The organism is Flavobacterium fontis, assembly GCF_900129405.1.
Lineage (GTDB): Bacteria > Bacteroidota > Bacteroidia > Flavobacteriales > Flavobacteriaceae > Flavobacterium > Flavobacterium fontis.
The window spans coordinates 41,507-59,186 of record NZ_FQVQ01000008.1; the positions used below are offsets into that span (position 1 = coordinate 41,507).

General features: G+C 41.9%; 16 protein-coding genes. 6 read left to right on the forward strand and 10 right to left on the reverse strand.

Annotated elements, in window-relative coordinates; all coding sequences use genetic code 11:
* Positions 1–3: 3 nt before the first annotated feature.
* Together BUC17_RS08180 and BUC17_RS08185 are read right to left on the reverse strand one after the other, a co-directional pair.
* A complete protein-coding gene (locus BUC17_RS08180) occupies positions 4–2,406 on the reverse strand; it encodes a TonB-dependent receptor (protein ID WP_073363259.1) in 2,403 nt (800 codons plus the stop codon).
* A 63-nt stretch (positions 2,407–2,469) separates the two neighbouring features.
* Positions 2,470–4,158, reverse strand: a complete 1,689-nt coding sequence (locus BUC17_RS08185; protein ID WP_073363260.1) for a M23 family metallopeptidase — start codon at positions 4,156–4,158, stop codon at positions 2,470–2,472.
* A gap of 194 nt (positions 4,159–4,352) precedes the next feature.
* Between BUC17_RS08185 and BUC17_RS08190 the strand changes: the two genes are divergently transcribed.
* The 3 genes from BUC17_RS08190 (at position 4,353) to rny (ending at position 6,709) form a co-directional block, all read left to right on the forward strand.
* Positions 4,353–4,643, forward strand: a complete 291-nt coding sequence (locus BUC17_RS08190; protein WP_073363262.1) for a hypothetical protein — start codon at positions 4,353–4,355, stop codon at positions 4,641–4,643.
* Positions 4,644–4,645: 2 nt separating this feature from the next.
* Complete coding sequence (locus BUC17_RS08195) at positions 4,646–4,939, forward strand: cell division protein ZapA (RefSeq protein ID WP_073363264.1); 294 nt, start codon at positions 4,646–4,648, stop codon at positions 4,937–4,939.
* A gap of 207 nt (positions 4,940–5,146) precedes the next feature.
* The gene (rny, locus tag BUC17_RS08200) at positions 5,147–6,709 is read left to right on the forward strand and encodes a ribonuclease Y (protein WP_073363265.1); all 1,563 of its coding nucleotides are present in this window, start codon (positions 5,147–5,149) and stop codon (positions 6,707–6,709) included.
* Between the two features lie 61 nt (positions 6,710–6,770).
* On the opposite strand, the gene BUC17_RS08205 is transcribed toward rny, so the two are convergent.
* The 4 genes from BUC17_RS08205 to BUC17_RS08220 form a co-directional block, all read right to left on the reverse strand.
* Entirely contained in the window at positions 6,771–7,169 is a 399-nt protein-coding gene (locus BUC17_RS08205; RefSeq protein ID WP_073363267.1) for a response regulator, read from the reverse strand.
* Positions 7,156–8,682 carry a sensor histidine kinase gene (locus BUC17_RS08210; RefSeq protein WP_073363366.1) on the reverse strand — a complete coding sequence of 509 codons (1,527 nt, stop codon included), beginning with the start codon at positions 8,680–8,682 and terminating at the stop codon, positions 7,156–7,158. Before BUC17_RS08210 ends, BUC17_RS08205 begins: the two co-directional genes overlap by 14 nt.
* Before the next feature lie 150 nt (positions 8,683–8,832).
* Positions 8,833–9,738, reverse strand: a complete 906-nt coding sequence (gene xerD, locus BUC17_RS08215) for a site-specific tyrosine recombinase XerD (RefSeq protein ID WP_073363268.1) — start codon at positions 9,736–9,738, stop codon at positions 8,833–8,835.
* Between the two features lie 65 nt (positions 9,739–9,803).
* Positions 9,804–10,442, reverse strand: a complete 639-nt coding sequence (locus tag BUC17_RS08220; RefSeq protein ID WP_073363270.1) for an outer membrane beta-barrel protein — start codon at positions 10,440–10,442, stop codon at positions 9,804–9,806.
* A 268-nt stretch (positions 10,443–10,710) separates the two neighbouring features.
* On the opposite strand from BUC17_RS08220, the gene aroQ reads away from it, so the two are divergent.
* On the forward strand, positions 10,711–11,127 hold the full coding sequence (gene aroQ / locus BUC17_RS08225; RefSeq protein ID WP_073363368.1) for a type II 3-dehydroquinate dehydratase: 417 nt from the start codon (positions 10,711–10,713) through the stop codon (positions 11,125–11,127).
* Between the two features lie 4 nt (positions 11,128–11,131).
* Positions 11,132–13,606, forward strand: coding sequence for a DUF5686 and carboxypeptidase regulatory-like domain-containing protein (locus tag BUC17_RS08230; protein ID WP_073363271.1), 2,475 nt, complete (start codon positions 11,132–11,134; stop codon positions 13,604–13,606).
* On the opposite strand, the gene BUC17_RS08235 is transcribed toward BUC17_RS08230, so the two are convergent.
* The 4 genes from BUC17_RS08235 to BUC17_RS08250 form a co-directional block, all read right to left on the reverse strand.
* Positions 13,607–14,368 (reverse strand): sulfite exporter TauE/SafE family protein, encoded by a 762-nt coding sequence (locus tag BUC17_RS08235; protein WP_073363369.1) that lies wholly within the window; start codon positions 14,366–14,368, stop codon positions 13,607–13,609.
* 90 nt (positions 14,369–14,458) lie between these two features.
* The gene (gene murA / locus BUC17_RS08240) at positions 14,459–15,769 is read right to left on the reverse strand and encodes a UDP-N-acetylglucosamine 1-carboxyvinyltransferase (RefSeq protein WP_073363273.1); all 1,311 of its coding nucleotides are present in this window, start codon (positions 15,767–15,769) and stop codon (positions 14,459–14,461) included.
* A 32-nt stretch (positions 15,770–15,801) separates the two neighbouring features.
* Positions 15,802–16,521, reverse strand: coding sequence for a DUF4290 domain-containing protein (locus BUC17_RS08245; protein WP_073363275.1), 720 nt, complete (start codon positions 16,519–16,521; stop codon positions 15,802–15,804).
* Between the two features lies 1 nt (position 16,522).
* The gene (locus tag BUC17_RS08250; RefSeq protein ID WP_143161760.1) at positions 16,523–16,807 is read right to left on the reverse strand and encodes a DUF493 family protein; all 285 of its coding nucleotides are present in this window, start codon (positions 16,805–16,807) and stop codon (positions 16,523–16,525) included.
* Positions 16,808–17,139: 332 nt separating this feature from the next.
* Between BUC17_RS08250 and BUC17_RS08260 the strand changes: the two genes are divergently transcribed.
* Positions 17,140–17,673 carry an AAA family ATPase gene (locus BUC17_RS08260; protein WP_073363280.1) on the forward strand — a complete coding sequence of 178 codons (534 nt, stop codon included), beginning with the start codon at positions 17,140–17,142 and terminating at the stop codon, positions 17,671–17,673.
* Positions 17,674–17,680 lie beyond the last annotated feature (7 nt).

Here is a 17,680-nt window from a genome sequence, read left to right on the forward strand (position 1 = left end):
AGTTTAGAGTCGAGCCGTCAATCGGAGATTGAACACACGCGTCGTCATAAAATTAGGAATTCCATATTGATTTTTGGTGTAAGCATCGCGCACCCATGTATTGGTAATAGCATTCTGGTTGTTAAACATATTAAATACCTCAAATCCTAACGACAAGTCCTGGAACTTGCGCAACCAATGGCTAGCAGGACGTTGGGCGTTGCGCTCGGTAAACACATAAAAGAAGCCCACATCCGCCCGACGATAATCGCGTAAACGCGTTTGATAAACATAGGCATCAGCATACGAAGGGGAACCTCCAGGCAAACCAGTGTTGTACACAATATTCATGTAGATTTTAACATTCGGAATATTGGGCATATAGTCTTGGAACAAAATTCCAAACTTCAACCGTTGATCGGTCGGACGCGCTATGTAGCCTCGGTTGTTTTGATTCTCCTCGGTTTTCATATACCCAAAGGTGAACCACGATTCGGTGCCTTTGACAAACTCACCATTCAAACGAACATCCAATCCGTAGGCATACGCTACTGCATCGTTATTGGCGCGGTAACGAATACGTACATTCTCCAACGTATAGGTATTGACATCATCCATGGCCTTGTAATACAATTCCGAAACCAATTTAAAGGGACGATTCCACATCGTAAACCCGTAATCATTGGCCAACACAAAATGCAAGGATTGTTGGGCTTTCACCCGCGGTTGCACTACCCCACTCATATCGCGTAACTCCCTGTAAAACGGCGGTTGGTAATAAAATCCTGTCGAAAATCGGAACAACATGTCTTTGCTGTCGAGCTTGTAGGCGAGTTGCACACGGGGACTAAATACGGTTTGCGTTACGGTTTCTAAGCCACGCCCCGAAACGGTCCAATTGTGCGCACGAACGCCTGCTGTAGCATACAACATGCCCCGTCGAACGCGTGTTCGAGTGTTCCATTGCGCAAACGCCGAAAGACGGTTGATATCCACAAAATTGGTGGCACGCACATTTTGGAAAGGAACCAAGGGGCCCACATAAGGATTGTACGGCTGATCATTGGGAATATCAACCACCGGCGGATTAATCGAGAAACCGGCCGAGTCAATAACTTCCCATTCTACCAAACGATCTCTAAAATTCTCGTGAGTAAACTTAGCTCCCCAATCAAAGCGATGCTTGCGATTTTCATTGTGCGATCCCTTGATTTCAAAGTTCATAATCAAAGCATCGAGGTTGTTACGCGCATGATTCAACTGCGACCCAATAGCGCGGTTAAAGGTAACATTACCAAAAGTTTCCGATCCAATATTGGCATCCACTTCCCCCAAAAAATATGAGGCATCAATATCAAAATATTCCTGTTCTTGGGTATGAAAAGCCGAAGCGATAATTTTATACGTAGTATTTTCATTGGCTTGATAGACCGACTTAAAGGCGCCAAATAAGGTTTGGTAACGGTCGTCTTCTTGCCCTTCATAAAAAATCTGCAACGCTATGGGCTCGTCCAAGGTACCAAAATTCGTTTGGCGAGTTAGAGGCTGATAATTGTAGCGATTATACGAAGCATTTCCAAGGAAGTTGTGGTTCCATTTGCCTCCCGGCATGAAATTGATATTCACTTGAGCATCCATAAAACGCGGACGGAAATTGGTTTGCGTTTCCTGGCTGTTGACGAGCAAAGAATTGTCACGATACCGTAATCCACCTATGGCACTCCATTTTTTATCTTTAGAAACTCCCTCTGCCGACACAGCCCCACCCAAAAAACTCGCTTCCATAGAGGCGCCAAACTTTTCTGGATTGCGGTAGGTAATGTCAAGAACCGAGGACATTTTATCACCGTATTTCGCTTCAAATCCCCCAGCAAAAAAATCAATTTTTTGGGTCAAATCACTGTTCACAAAACTCAAACCTTCTTGTTGACCCGAGCGAATTAAAAACGGACGATAGACCTCTATCTCATTGACATACACCAAATTTTCATCGTAGTTTCCCCCGCGAACGCTGTATTGCGAACTCATGTCGCTGTTGGAACTCGCTCCTAAAATTTTCAATACATTTTCGACACCCGCATTCAAACCCGGAATACGCCGGACCACCTGCGGGTCTACGCTAATAATTCCGCGTGCTCGGGGACGTACACCCGTGATGACCACCCCTTCGAGTTGTTCTTGCTCACTATCCATGACGGGGTTAAACTCGAGAATCTCTTGGGGTTTTACCTGAAAATTGGCGGTAATGGACTTAAAAGCGACGTGTTTGAACCGAACGGTAATCTTACGGTCGGCTGGAATTTCAAGCACATAAAATCCGTTGGCATCCGAAGTGACAGAAATCATATCGTAGGATATGTTGGCCCCTTCAATGGGTTTGTTGTTTTCATCCAAAACCACACCCGTAATCTTTCCGGTTTGTGCCATGGAAACTGTGGTCACTGCCAAAAACAATAGACCAATAAAATAGTTGGATAACGACAAAATGAGTTATTTTTTTGGATTTCGGTTAAACGTGGATTCAAATATAGTTGAATTTCCAACATGGTCAACGACTTCGACTTTCAAATTATTGTCTCCCGCTTTCAAAAACCGCTCTTCAAAAACATGCGTAATCCGTTTTAACTTCGGATCGTACTCAAACAAAACCCATTCGCCATTGACAAATCCATTGACTTTGGCCACCCCCGATTGTTCATCAGAAATGGTGAGTTGCAAAGCATTTAGGCCCGACCAATCTTTATTTTTGGGCGGTTTAAACCATGCGATTTTGGGCGGTATTACATCGTGAACCAATTGAAATTTCCCCAGGGTTTTGCTGCGCATCGTGAAAGTAGCCCCCTCGACTTGTGTAGGATTGTACCCGAAGCGAGTCCCCTGAACCGTTGCGATGTAAGTTTTGGCGCGCAATGCAGCGGGGATTGATTCATTTTTCCATGTCAGTGTAAAACTTTGGTGCAATGGAACGATATCCTCATGCAACTGAACCTGGTTGTTTTTTACGTCAAATTGAAAATAAAAATCATCGTAAAAGGTCTTCGCAGGAAAATACACCGAAACATTGTCTTTTTCAAACAAAGCATCGGTTTGACACTTGATGAAATACGGCGTTTTAGGAGTTGGATCGGCTATTTTTGCGGGAGCGTTAGCATACGAAATGGGCAGGGCAATCACGGTTTTATTTCCGTTATAGTCAGCCACTTCAATACGGGCTGTGGTGGCCAAATTGGGCGTCACCGTAAGGAGTCCTCCCGCCTTTACATTCCGCAAATTGGACCAAGCATAGGGATAGTTGTAAAACAATTTTTGAAAACGCTGTTTGGTTTTTTTGTAGCGTTCATAATCGATGTAGGCATTGATATAGCGAGCTTCATCAAAAGCCATTTGATCAAAAAGGACTTCAAAATTAGGCTGACCGTTGTGGTACAACTGGGTTTGGTAAGTACCATTGTTGTTGAAGGATACATCATCGCGATCATAGGCATTGATGGCAAAACCAAGGGTTCCTGAAGCTTGAACTTTTTGAGCAATATACGTGCCATCAGCTTGAAGAGAAAGGCTCAACAGAACGGGGCGTTTGGATTCATTCACCACAGCATCGGGACCCACAGGATAAACCATGACATTGGCTACAGTGGGTGCTTTGGTATCTTTGAGGTCAAATCCAAAAAACAAGGGATTAATAATTTGCTCCGTTTTGGAGTCGCGTATTTCAAAATGCAAATGGGGCCCGTCGGAACCGCCAGTATTGCCCGACAATGCGATGAGTTCCCCTTTTTTGACAGGTAACTCCCCTGGCTTAAAGTAGGCTTCTATAGCAAAAGATTTCGCTTCGTATTGCAAGGCTTGGATTTTGGCCTCAAAAACACCAACGGCTTTCTGCAAATGTCCGTACACGGTTGTATACCCGTTAGGATGCGTGATGTATAATGCTTTCCCATAGCCATTGGTGGCAATTTTAATGCGTGAGATATAACCCTCGGCAGCAGCATATACCGGTAGCCCTTCACGTTGTTGTGTTTTGAAATCAAAACCAGCATGAAAGTGATGCGGACGCAATTCTCCAAAATTACCAGAAAGCTGTAAGGGTATCGCGAGGGGAGATTGAAAATAATCTTGCGGATACGGCTGAGCGATTAAGTAAGTAATTGAACACCAAAAAAATAGCAAACTGCGCATAAAAAAAGGTCTTTGGGCTAAAATAGCAAAAGGGATTGGGAGATGAAAACATTTGCTGTTAAGAATTTACAAAATACTGAATCGCAAAAGTTTAGCCAAGCGCTTCAAAATAAATTGTATTTTTTGTCGTTTTTATTGGTTAAATACCCCGAGAGTTATAAATTTGTGGGATTAAGTAACGAAAGGCGTCACCCATGAGTGAAATCAAAGAAATCATTGATGCACTGGAAAAAAAAGTGCTGCGATTGTGTGCCAAGGTGGACGATTTAGAACAAAAAAACCGCGCATTACAGCAGCAGTTGCAGGGTTCAACACAAAGTTTAGCCCAACAACAAGCCACCCATGCCCAGCTTGTCAAAGATTTTGAAGCGCTCAAAATGACCAATTCGTTATTAGGCAGTGAAGAATATAAACGAGATACCAAGCTAAAAATCAATGCGCTTATTCGAGAAATCGACTATTGCATTGCCCAATTGGCTGATTAAATATGAACGATAAACTGAAAATCAAGTTATCGATAGCCGACCGTGTCTATCCGCTTACTGTTGACATGAGTCAAGAGGAAGGATTGCGCAGTGCAGCCAAAAAAATCGATGCGATGATTAAACAGTTTGAGGAAAACTATGCCGTTCGAGACAAACAAGACGTTTTGGCCATGTGTGCCTTACAGTTTGCCTCGCAATTGGAACAGCAGAAATCAGTCGATACGGTAGTTGATACAGAGTCTATCGACCGATTAGCCCGTTTGAATAATGCTTTGGAAACCTATCTCAACCGCTAGAAACAACGTTCTTTTAGATTAAAATACTGCCTACATTAGTTCATTTTTGGTAAACTCAACACTAACAAATTCAAATGAGCAAATCGTCGCTACTATAGCATGCCCGCCTGACGGGAAGCCAGAACAGCGAGCTAGCTCAAAACTTGTCTTTACGAGTTTATACAAGCAACTAATGTGGGCTTTTTTTATATATAACCTTACAAAACCATGAGTATAGTAGAAGTAATAATCGGCCTAGTGGTCGGATTAGCCGGCGGCTTTGGTGTCGCCAAAATGCTGGAGCGCAGCAATGTCTCCGCTTTGATTAAGAATGCCAAAAAAGAAGCTGCATCGATTTTAAAAGATGCCAGTTTGGAAGCTGAAAACCTTAAAAAAGACAAATTACTGCAGGCGAAAGAGAAGTTTTTGGAATTGAAAGCCGAGCATGAAAAAGAGATTTTAGCCAAAGACAAAAAAATGGCTGAAGTTGAAAAACGCATTCGGGATAAAGAGTCGCAAGTATCTAGCGAATTGGCCAAAACCAAAAAGCTCAACGACGATTTTGAGGCGAAGGCTAAAGAATACGAAACCAAGATTGAAATCTTAGACAAAAAGCATCAAGAAGTCGAAAAGATGCACAAAAGTCAAGTGGAACAGTTGGAAGTTATTTCGGGATTGTCGGCAGAAGAAGCCAAAGAGCAATTGGTGGAAAGTTTGAAAGCAGAGGCCAAAACCAAAGCCATGGCTCACATTCAAGAAACCATCGAAGAGGCCAAATTAACGGCACAACAAGAAGCGAAAAAGGTAATCATCAGCACGATTCAGCGTGTGGGTACAGAAGAAGCGGTTGAAAACTGCGTATCGGTCTTCAACATCGAATCCGATGACGTGAAAGGACGCATCATTGGTCGTGAAGGACGGAACATTCGTGCGTTGGAAGCCGCAACCGGTGTAGAAATCATTGTAGACGATACCCCTGAGGCCATCATCCTATCGTGTTTTGACCCTGTGCGCCGTGAAATTGCTCGTTTATCCTTACATAAACTGGTCACCGACGGTCGTATTCACCCTGCTCGTATTGAAGAAGTTGTGGCGAAAACAACCAAACAAATTGAAGACGAAATCATCGAGGTAGGAAAACGCACGGTGATTGATTTAGGAATTCATGGATTGCATCCAGAGTTGATTAAAATTGTAGGGCGCATGAAATACCGCTCTTCTTACGGTCAAAACTTATTACAACACTCGCGCGAAGTAGCGAAGTTGTGTGGGATTATGGCTGCTGAATTGGGACTGAACGTAAAACTAGCCAAGCGTGCAGGTTTACTCCACGATATTGGAAAAGTACCGGATGCCGAAAGTGATTTACCACACGCTTTGTTAGGTATGCAATGGGCTGAAAAGTATGGGGAGAAAGAAGAAGTTTGCAATGCTATTGGAGCACACCACGATGAAATCGAAATGAAGTATTTGATTTCTCCGATTATCCAAGTTTGTGATGCGATTTCTGGAGCGCGTCCAGGTGCCCGTCGTCAAGTATTGGATTCTTATATCCAGCGTTTGAAAGATCTCGAAGCGATTGCTTTTGGATTCCACGGGGTGAAAAATGCGTATGCCATTCAAGCGGGCCGTGAATTACGTGTGATTGTAGAAAGTGAAAAAGTTACCGACGATATGGCCGCTAAACTTTCGTTTGAAATCTCACAGAAAATTCAAACAGAAATGACCTACCCCGGTCAAGTGAAGATTACGGTAATTCGAGAAACTCGTGCCGTTAATATTGCCAAATAAGAAAAACTAGAATAAAATAAGAAAGGGAACCCTTGATTGGCGTTCCCTTTTTTTATGTAAACTAACTGGCGCTGGTTAGCATTTCTTCAAATTCTTTGGTTGTGATGGGTTTGAAATAATAATCCTTCACTTCCTCTTTGTATTGCTTTGAACGGTCGATGTCGGTGGAGTCGTTGGAAGAACTGACTAAATACACTGTGATATCTTTCGACATATTGTTTTTCAGTTTTCGAAACTCATCCAAAAACTGCCATCCGTCGTAAACAGGCATGTTGATGTCTAAGAGAATTAAATCGGGTTCTTTTTCGGTTTTCAATACATTTTTCAACCCGTCAATCGCTTCCAATCCGTTAAAAAAGAATTGAGCCTCCGCTTCGATATTGCATTTGTTAAATAATTTTTTAATGACAAAGTGGTAAACTAAATCGTCATCAACGACAAAAATGTTATTGAATTTCATTCGAAAAGTTGATTTTGAAAGTGGTTCCTACATTAACTTGACTCTCTACTTCGATACTACCGCCCATAGATTCGATTTGGTTTTTGGTAATAAACAAACCGATACCACGCGCATTGGGATGCTGATGAAACGTTTTATACATTCCAAACAATTTCTCTCCGTATTTTTCCAAATTGATCCCCACGCCGTTATCTTGGATGAGTAACACCAATTTCCCCTGCTCCTTTTGAAGCGAATACCGAATTTCAGGCTGTCGTTCGGGATGCGCATACTTAATCGCATTGGTGGTGAAATTTAAAAAGATACTTTCCAAATACGCGGGATTAAATTGTACCGTTTCGTTAGCATCTACCAAATTTACGATATTTACGTTATGGTCCTTAATTTCTTTACTTAAAAGTTCGAGGGTATGATTTAAAAAAGCATTTAAATTCAAATTCTCTTTTTTATGAATAATCGTACTCTGAATGTCTACCAGTTCTTTTAAGTGATCAATGGTTTCGGACAAAGCCTTTGAAGTGGTTTTCAAAAACCCAAAGCACTCTTCTTTTTGCTGCGGATCATCCGTTTCATCAATAATGTTAATCAACATCTTAAAGTTGCCCGTATGCGAGCGAAGGTTGTGTGAAACGATATGCGCAAAATTGAGCAATCGATTGTTCTGCTTGGAGATAATCTCCATATGGGCTTGCAAAGCTTGTTCTTCCTCTTTTTCTGAGGTAACATCGGTATGCACACCTATAATGCGCAACGGATTCCCTTGTGCATCGCGTTCGATTACTTTTCCTTTGCTTCGAATCCATCGATACACCCCATTTTTGGTGAGTACCCGTTTGGTATTCTCAAAATAGGAAGTTTGCCCATTGCTATGGTTTGCAATTTCTTGTTTGTATTGCGGATAATCGTCGGGGTGAATGCGCTCATCCCACTTGGAATTGGTGACCAAATTATCGCTTACATCAAAATCCAAAATGGCCAACGATTCTTTGGAAAAATAAACCCGATCAGTAGCTACATTGTAATCCCAAACGCCATTGTTGGAAGCTTCTAAAGCAAATTGATAGCGTGCTTCCGATTCGATGATACGAAACTCACGTTGCTTTATATCGGTAATATCGGTTAAACTCCCAATAAATATGGCGTCGCCGTTTTCATCAATATCAATGGTTGCTTTTGCTTTAAACCATAAAATACCTCGGGTTTGAAGTACCACACGAAACTCATGATTCCAATGATCGCTGCTGTCTTTGGCTTTGATTATGGATTGCAAAAAATGATCCCAATCTTCGGGATGCACGCGATTTTTTATGACTTCAAAAGGATTCCCTGCAATTTCAAAGCGATTGACTTCAAAAAAAGAAATGATGCTTTTGTTGAGATAGGTAAAGAAAAACTCGTGCTGAGCAGTTACCGATATTTGAAATATCAAATCGGGTATCAGATTTAATATCCGCTTATGATAATTGTACTGTATAGCACTAAACCGTGGGTTGGCGGCTAAGTTTGTGGTCATAGTTGTAGGTTTTGAGGCGTTTGGGTTCATTTTTCTACTTGAGGGGTAAAAAAGTGAAATCAAATTTAACAAAAGATTCGATATAAAGTACATTTTTATCGATAAAATGCATATAACTATCGAAAAACAACTTGTTTTGTAAGAATTAATTTACTTTAATCTCTTGCGTGGGTGAAATTGATGCATAATTTGGGTTAAATGCCTACGATCCAGGTGAACATATACTTCGGTAGTGGTGATCGATTCGTGTCCCAACATCATTTGTATAGCCCGTAAATCGGCGCCATTTTCGAGTAAATGTGTGGCAAAAGAGTGCCGAAAGGTGTGTGGACTAATCTTTTTTTGTAAATGTATGGCCAACGCTAAGTCTTTAATAATAGTAAAAATCATAGCACGAGTTAGGGCTTTCCCTCGACGATTCAAAAACAAGGTATCTTCAAATCCTTTCTGAATAGGAACATGAACGCGAACCTCTCGCCGATACCGTTCGATGCATTGTAAGGTGAAGGTTGCCAACGGCACAAAACGTTGTTTATTCCCTTTTCCCGTTACTTTTAAAAACCCTTCGTCCGCAAAGATGTCCGAAATTTTTAACGTGACCAGTTCAGACACGCGTAATCCACAGCCGTAGAGAACTTCCAGCATGGTCCGGTTGCGTTCGCCTTCGGGTTTGGACAAATCGATAGCCGCGATCAAACGATCAATTTCAACCGTACTCAAGGTATCGGGAAGTTTTCGTCCCAAACGAGGCGCTTCAATCAATTCCATCGGACTGTCACCGCGGAGATTTTCGACGAGTAGATAATTAAAAAACGACTTGAGTCCGCTGATCAATCGAGCCTGTGAGCGCGCATTCAATTCTTTGGAAACGGCATAGACAAAGGCCTGAATATGTTGGGAAGTTATGGTTAAAGGAGAAACTTCAGGGTGGTGTGCTGCCAAAAAAGCACAGAGCCGTTCCAAATCAAAACGATAACTTGCCAACGTATTGGGCGACATCCCACGCTCCAAACGCAGGTAATCGTGATAGGACTTAAGGTAGGCTTTCCATTGCATGGGTTAAAGATACAAAACAAAAAAGCCACCCCGAAGGATGGCTTTCTGTAATAGTTGTATTTCAATTAGAATTTCCAAGTCAAACCGAAAGATGGAGTGTCAAAGAAGTTGTTGAATACATTCAAGTTTCCGTTGAAAGAACTAACTTTAGTCTCTCCACCACCTGGGAACTCAGTAGTAGTGTTGCTGTAACCCAATACATTGTTCAAACCGAAGTTGATTGCAAAGTTTTCAGTTACGAAATAGTTAATTCCTAAATCAATACCGAAGTTCAAGCTTGAGTTAGAAGAAGTTTCGTTTCCGTTAACTTCATTTTTACCAGAACCAAAACCTAAACCAGCTTCAGTATACGTTTTGAAACGCTGACCTAAGTCTAAGAAATAATAACGTGCAAAAACACCAGCATTGAAAGTGTTGCTAGTAGTTTCGTTAGCACCAGTTTCTTCTTTAGCAGAACCTACACCCAACTCAACTCCAAGAGCCAATTTGTCAGATAAGAAGTAACCTACTTTAGGAGAAAAGTTTAAGCTGTTTTCTTTAACTTCAGCTCCACCGTTGTCAGTTGTAGAAGATCCGAAGCTTAAGTTACCTTCAACGATAACGTTTCCTTCAGAAAAACCAAAACCTTTTGATTCTTTTTTGTCTTGAGCATTAGCAGCAGAAAATGCAAGTACTGCAGCTAGAGAAAGAATAATTTTTTTCATGTTCTATTTTGTTTAAAATTATTGAGACAAAGTTAAAACGATTCTTAGGGGAAAGTTTTTAACTCAAAAATGGAGTTATTAACATAGTTGTTAACATCAACATCCGATTAATCCATTCAAAAACAATTCGTTAAACGCATTTTAGCATTTTTTAACGAATTCGAAAAAATAGAAAAAATCGAAAAATGCTTCTCAAAATGGGGATTTAGCGTACTTTTATTAGGTAAAATTGATGTTAATTTACCCTTTTACAACTATGAACAAGCCTTTGCAAGTAATGATTATCAACGGACCCAACCTCAACTTGTTGGGTAAACGCGAACCTGAGGTGTATGGAAATCAAGATTTTGAATCGTTTTTACACGCGCTGAAAACACAATTCCCAGGAGTGGACTTTCACTATTTCCAAAGCAATATCGAAGGAGAACTCATTGATTGTATCCATGCGTGTGGCTTTACCTTTGACGCTATTATTTTGAATGCAGGAGCCTACACGCATACTTCTATCGGTATAGGAGATGCTGTTAAAGGTGTAACAACTCCAGTCATTGAAGTACATATATCCAATACCTATGCGCGCGAAAGCTTCCGGCATCAATCCTACATTGCGCCACATGCCGCAGGAGTTATCGTGGGTTTTGGATTAAAAAGTTACACCCTAGCTGTTCAAAGTTTATTGCACTAACCCTATGAAAAACATCATTTTTACACTCGCTGTACTTTGGAGTACATTCACCTTTAGCCAAATCAAAGGAAAAGTTTCCGACCAAAAAGGACAACCCATTGCTTTTGCCAATATCTATGTACAAGACACCTATATAGGTACTACTTCCAACGACAACGGCCACTATGAAATTTATCCCAAGCAAAATGGGACGTATGTCATTCTATTTCAATTTTTAGGATACAAAACCGAAAAGCGTGTTGTGGAATATACGGGAAAAAGCGAAACCTTAGATGTGGTTTTGCAAACGGAAGACATTCAGTTGAACGAAGTAGTTATCGATGCAAAAGTAAATCCCGCCATCGCCATTATCAAACAAGCCATCGCCAACCGCAAAGCCAATGGGGCCAAAACGGGTCAATATACCTGCGATTTTTATTCTAGAGGTATTTTTCGAGTGAAAAATCTCCCCAAAACGTTTATGGGACAAAAAATTGATTTCTTGGATGAAGTCATCGACTCCACCCGTAGTGGTATTTTATACCTTTCGGAAACCGTGTCGAAACTCACATTTCAAAAACCCGACAAACTGAAAGAAGTCATCGTGGCCTCTAAAGTAAGTGGTCAAGATAATGGCTTCAGTTTTAACAATGCGGCGCAAGCCAACTTTGATTTTTATGAAAACTATATTGAAATCAATGCCAAAGCCATCTCCCCTATTGCCGACAATGCCTTCAACTATTACCGTTATACCTTCGAAGGATCGTTTGCCGATGAAAACAATCACCTGATTAATAAGATTAAAGTGACCCCAAAACGGATGAGTGAACCTGCTTTTGAAGGGTACATTTATATTGAAGACCAGGACTATGCCATCTATGCGATTGACCTCAGCATTAAAGGAAGTCAATCCCAAAATCCAGCACTAAATACCCTGCATTTTAAACAAAGTTTTAGCTACAACAACAAAACCAAGGTATGGACCAAAAACACGCAAACCTTGGATTTTGATGCGGGCATGTTTGGGTTTAATTTCAACGGCCGCTTTACCTATGTGTATTCTAATTTTGATTTTCCCAAACAATTCGAACGACGCACTTTTACTGCCGAAGTACTCAAGTTTGAAGAGAATGCCAACAAAAAAGACGATGCATTTTGGAATACCATTCGCCCAGTTCCTTTAACGTCGGAGGAAAGCACCGACTATGTTAAGAAAGAAATACTGCAAACCAAACGCAAGTCGCAACCCTATTTGGATTCCATTGATCGAAAACGAAATAAATTCAAATGGATGGATGTGTTGATGGGATACACCTATTCGAATTCATTCAAAAACCGCTCGTTTTCATACGAAGGTCCGGTCTTCAATACCGCCTTCAATACGGTTCAGGGATGGAAAACCCAAATTGGTTTCAACTTTACACAACGGAATGAAGATAAACGTACCTTTTATAGTATAGGCACCCGTTTGGATTATGGATTTTCAGAAGATCGTTTGCGTTTTTCGGCTTCGTACACCCAAAAGCTTGACAACATTCGAAACTCCTTTTTATTTATAAGCGGGGGCTCAACCGTCAATCAATTCAACCCCGCCAATCCGATTACCGACAATATCAACTCGATCAGTTCTTCGTTTTTCAAAAACAATTTCATGAAACTTTATGAAAAAAATGCGCTGTCGGTGGGCTATAGTGGTGAAATTGTGAATGGGTTCCGATTGAATGCCAATGTGGAATACGCCGATCGAAAGCCGCTATTCAATACCACGTTTCAAGCTACTGTGAAATCAGACGACCTGTACACGTCCAACAATCCTTTATTACCTTTTGATGAATTAACACCAGCGTTTACCCGTCATCAATTGATGAAAGCATCGTTTACAGGGCGTTTCAATTTTGGACAAAAATATTGGACGCGACCCGATGGAAAATTCAATATGGGGAACGACGACTATCCTACGCTTTTTGTAACGTATGAAAAAGGATTTGCAGCGAGTGAAAAGCAATACGAATTTGACTTTGTATCGGCACGAATTTACCAAGAGTTAAGTTTGGGTAATAAAGGGGAATTTGTATACAACCTTAAATCGGGTAAATTTTTCAATGCCGAAAACATAGCGTTTCCCGACTTCAAGCATTTCAATGGGAATCAAACGCACGTGGCCGGTGGCGGACGCTACACCAATGTTTTCAATAACTTACCCTATTACAGTGCCAGTACCAACGATGCATTTATTGAGTTGCATATGGAGCACAACGACCAAGGCTATTTGATGAATAAAATTCCATTACTCCAAAAGCTAAACACGCAATTGGTATTGGGCTATCATAATTTATCGGTCCCCAATCGCGCACCGTATCACGAATTCACCATCGGTTTGGATAATTTAGGATTCAAAAAGTTCAAAATCCTACGCATTGACTATGTTCGTTCCTACCAAAGCGGCTTTGTGAGTGACGCCGTAATTTTCGGATTGAAGTTCTTGAATATCGTAGAATAACTAAAAAACATCCCACGCAAAACGCAATAAGGTAGCCGCTACCACAAGCATAAACACGCGACGAATGAATTGATTTCCGCGAGCCACGGCGGTTTTGGCACCGATCCATCCGCCTAGTGCATTGGCAAAGGCCATGGGAATGGCGATACTCCAGATAATTTTCCCTTTGGCGATAAAAAGGAGAATCGACCCCAAATTGGTCGCCAAGTTAATGACTTTGGCATGGGCGGAAGCGTGTAAAAAATCGAAACCAAGTAAAACGATGCAACCCAGCACCAAAAAACTACCTGTACCGGGACCGATAAATCCGTCGTAAAACCCCACGACCACCGCCAATACGAGTCCGATGATTTTTAGTTTAAACGGTGAAAGGGACGGTGTGCTGCGCTGCCCAAAATCTTTTTTCACCCACGTATATCCAGCAATCCCGATAAGCACAAAAAGCAAGACGGGTTTCATAAAGGCATTGTGCACGCGCGTCAACAACCAGGACCCGAGGCAAGAAGCCGAAAAGGCTACGATAGCCATGGGAATAAGCAACTTCAACCGTAACGTAACTTGTTGCATGTATTGGCGAGCGGCCATGAAGGTGCCACTAAATGCGGGGACTTTGAGTGTTCCCACCACGGTAGCTACCGATTCCAGGGGTAACAAAATTAAACCTACGGGGGTTTGAATTAACCCGCCGCCGCCCACCACCGCATCGACAAAACCCGCTGCGAACGCTGCTATGCAAAGAATTATGATTATATAGGTTTCCATTAACAAAAAAATCCAAAAAAGAAATTCCAAACTCCAAAACAACTAGTTACATTTTGGAATTTGGAATTTCAAAGATTGGAATTTATGAATTTATACACGTACAATATTGGCTCCTAACGCGCGTAAACGTTCGTCAATACGTTCGTATCCGCGGTCAATTTGCTCAATATTTTGAATAGTTGACGTTCCTTTGGCTGATAAAGCTGCAATCAATAAGGAAATCCCCGCACGAATATCGGGCGATGACATGGTGGTTGCTTTCAGTTGCGATTTGAAGTTATGTCCCATAACCACAGCGCGGTGGGGATCGCATAACATGATTTTGGCGCCCATGTCAATTAATTTATCGACAAAGAACAAGCGGCTTTCAAACATTTTTTGGTGAATAAGCACATCGCCATTGGCTTGGGTCGCCACAACCAAAACAATACTTAGCAAATCGGGAGTAAATCCAGGCCAAGGCGCATCGGCAATGGTAAGGATAGAACCGTCGATATCGGTTTTGATTTCATAGCCATTTTCATGGGTAGGAATGTAAATATCATCGCCACGTCGCTCTAAGGTAATCCCCAATTTGCGGAACACGTTGGGAATAACACCTAAATTATCCCAGCTTACGTTTTTGATTGTGATTTCACTACGGGTCATCGCAGCAAGGCCGATCCAACTTCCAATTTCAATCATATCGGGAAGAATACGGTGTTCGCATCCGCCTAAACTTTCTACGCCTTCAATTGTTAATAGATTGGAACCAACACCTGTAATTTTGGCGCCCATAGAATTCAACATTTTACACAATTGTTGCAAATAGGGTTCACAGGCTGCATTGTAAATCGTGGTTACACCTTCAGCTAGTACTGCTGCCATCACGATATTGGCCGTTCCAGTAACCGAAGCCTCATCTAGCAACATATAGGTTCCTTTCAAACGCTCTTGTGTTTCAACTCCATAGAAATGGTCTTCACGCTCGTAACGGAACTTAGCGCCCAAGTTGATAAAACCTTCAAAGTGCGTATCTAAGCGGCGGCGTCCGATTTTATCGCCTCCTGGTTTAGGAATATAGCCTTTTCCAAAACGCGCCAATAAGGGGCCGACAATCATAATGGAACCGCGCAACGACCCACCTTCTTTTTTAAACGCTTCGGTTTCGAGGTAGCCCACATTGACCTCATCGGCTTGAAAGGTAATTGAACCGGGGCCGTTTTTTTGGATTTTCACCCCTAAATTTCCTAGCAGGGTGATTAATTTATTGACGTCAATAATATCGGGGATGTTATTGATGGTTACTTTTTCGGGGGTGAGTAGCACGGCACATAAAATTTGTAGTGCTTCGTTTTTTGCGCCTTGTGGCGTAACGTCTCCTTTCAAGCGGATACCGCCTTCAATTTTGAATGTTCCCATGGTGAAGTAAAAAGCCTGTTGGCCGTTTTCTATTAGTTTTTGTTATTGTTTTTTTTGATGAATTTTTTTCCGTTGTTCAAATTCTTTTTGAACCCGCCTTTGTGTTTTTGCATCGGAGGTTGCGCCTTATTGGACATTTTTTTGTTGGTGCGAATCAAATCGGTGGTGGTTGACAACTCTTCGGCACTTTGCGACAAATTGATGCGTCCGCCAGAGAGCTCATACAAATGCTCAAAAATCACTTGATCGGTGACGGTATCTTTGTTCCAACTCAAATACGATTTTTTCATATGGTTGGCGATAACCATGATCAAAGCACTTTTGAGTTCACCCTCTTCCCACGAATTGGCTACATCGATCATTGAGGTGATGTTATTGCCATAAAAGCGGTACTTAGGATTCTTCTGGGGATACGGCAGCGGATCGGGCTTGAGGTTAATGACTTCGCGCGTGGGGATAGGATAAGGCGAATCGACATCCAATTGAAAATCGGACATGATAAAAATTTGATCCCACAATTTGTGTTGAAAATCGGGCACATCGCGCAAATGCGGGTTTAAGGTCCCCATCACGTTGATCACATACCGTGCGGCGCGGTTTCGTTCGTCACGGTCTTGAATAGCGACTACGTGATCGATTAATTTTTGCAAATGACGGCCGTATTCGGGAATGAATAAAGGCGATCGTTCGGCGTTGTATTCGAGGTGTTGCACGGTATCGTGTGCATTTTCCTTGATGTATTTTGGTACCATACTAAAGGGATATAATGCCTTCAACGGTAGAAACTTCTAAGTATTTCGCAATCACAGCGTCGGGAGATTCCATGACGACATTGACCGAAATACTGGTGAAATTACCGTTTTTAGACTGTTGGGTTTTAATGACGGCTCCGAGGTTGTCGAAGGCGTTCTCTACCGCCTGAATTTTTTGGGTATCGGTAGGGACAATAAATTTGTATAAATACACACTCGGCCAAGTAGAAGTGGTTTGCAATTCCTCTTTGAGGCGAATGTAAAAAGCTTCCGTTTTTTTATCCATCATCATTAAATAAGGGCAAATATACGCTATTTGAGGTTAGTTTTTCAATGCTTTTCGAGGGAATTACACCTCTTTATATAAGGCCAAAAAAATCTTTTTTTATCCCTTTGTTCTCGCTGCGTGAGGGATGGAGGGATTGTTGAAGCTCGCCCGAGGAACGAGGGCAGCGACTCCCGACAGCCCGGTCCCGACGGTAGGTATCCCGAAAAATCGCACGAATCGTTCCTTCGGGACACGCCCAAAACAACCTTATCTACAACGAAAATTTGATGTTTTTCGTATGCAAATGCGAGGACAATTCGATACATTTGCGGCTTATTTTGTGTAAAAAAATGAAACCTCAACTTATTGTCATCACGGGTGGGCCGGGCACTGGAAAAACAACCATTATTGAGCACATGGTCGCCGATGGGCATTGTTGTTACCCTGAAATATCGCGTCAAATTACGTTGGAGGCGCGTGAACAAGGGATTGAGCAACTGTTTTTGGAGCAGCCTTTGTTGTTTAGCGAATTGTTGCTTGAGGGTAGAAAAAAACAATACGTTTCGGCTCAGGAGGAAACGCAAACCCCTATTTTCCTCGACCGTGGGATTCCTGATATTTTGGCGTACATGCATTATATTGGGGACAGTTACCCGGCTTTTTTTGAGGAGGCTTGTGCGGGACACCGGTATGATAAAGTGTTTATTTTACCGCCGTGGGAAGCCATTTATGTAAGTGATGAAGCGCGCTACGAAAATTTTGAACAGGCGCAGTTGATTTACCGTCATTTAGAAGAAACCTACCGCCATTTTGGATACAGTCCGATTGAAGTTCCCGTGGGTCCTGTAGCCGACCGGGTGGCATTTATCCTGAATGCATTGTAATATTCCT

Coding starts and splice junctions, on each gene's coding strand:
- BUC17_RS08190 (WP_073363262.1), top strand. CDS start 4,353: ATGAGTGAAATCAAAGAAATCATTGATGCACTGGAAAAAAAAGTGCTG.
- BUC17_RS08245 (WP_073363275.1), bottom strand. CDS start 16,521: ATGGTACCAAAATACATCAAGGAAAATGCACACGATACCGTGCAACAC.
- BUC17_RS08180 (WP_073363259.1), bottom strand. CDS start 2,406: ATGGCACAAACCGGAAAGATTACGGGTGTGGTTTTGGATGAAAACAAC.
- murA (WP_073363273.1), bottom strand. CDS start 15,769: ATGGGAACATTCAAAATTGAAGGCGGTATCCGCTTGAAAGGAGACGTT.
- rny (WP_073363265.1), top strand. CDS start 5,147: ATGAGTATAGTAGAAGTAATAATCGGCCTAGTGGTCGGATTAGCCGGC.
- BUC17_RS08210 (WP_073363366.1), bottom strand. CDS start 8,682: ATGACCACAAACTTAGCCGCCAACCCACGGTTTAGTGCTATACAGTAC.
- BUC17_RS08230 (WP_073363271.1), top strand. CDS start 11,132: ATGAAAAACATCATTTTTACACTCGCTGTACTTTGGAGTACATTCACC.
- BUC17_RS08185 (WP_073363260.1), bottom strand. CDS start 4,158: ATGCGCAGTTTGCTATTTTTTTGGTGTTCAATTACTTACTTAATCGCT.
- BUC17_RS08250 (WP_143161760.1), bottom strand. CDS start 16,807: ATGGATAAAAAAACGGAAGCTTTTTACATTCGCCTCAAAGAGGAATTG.
- BUC17_RS08260 (WP_073363280.1), top strand. CDS start 17,140: ATGAAACCTCAACTTATTGTCATCACGGGTGGGCCGGGCACTGGAAAA.
- xerD (WP_073363268.1), bottom strand. CDS start 9,738: ATGCAATGGAAAGCCTACCTTAAGTCCTATCACGATTACCTGCGTTTG.
- BUC17_RS08235 (WP_073363369.1), bottom strand. CDS start 14,368: ATGGAAACCTATATAATCATAATTCTTTGCATAGCAGCGTTCGCAGCG.
- BUC17_RS08195 (WP_073363264.1), top strand. CDS start 4,646: ATGAACGATAAACTGAAAATCAAGTTATCGATAGCCGACCGTGTCTAT.
- BUC17_RS08220 (WP_073363270.1), bottom strand. CDS start 10,442: ATGAAAAAAATTATTCTTTCTCTAGCTGCAGTACTTGCATTTTCTGCT.
- BUC17_RS08205 (WP_073363267.1), bottom strand. CDS start 7,169: ATGAAATTCAATAACATTTTTGTCGTTGATGACGATTTAGTTTACCAC.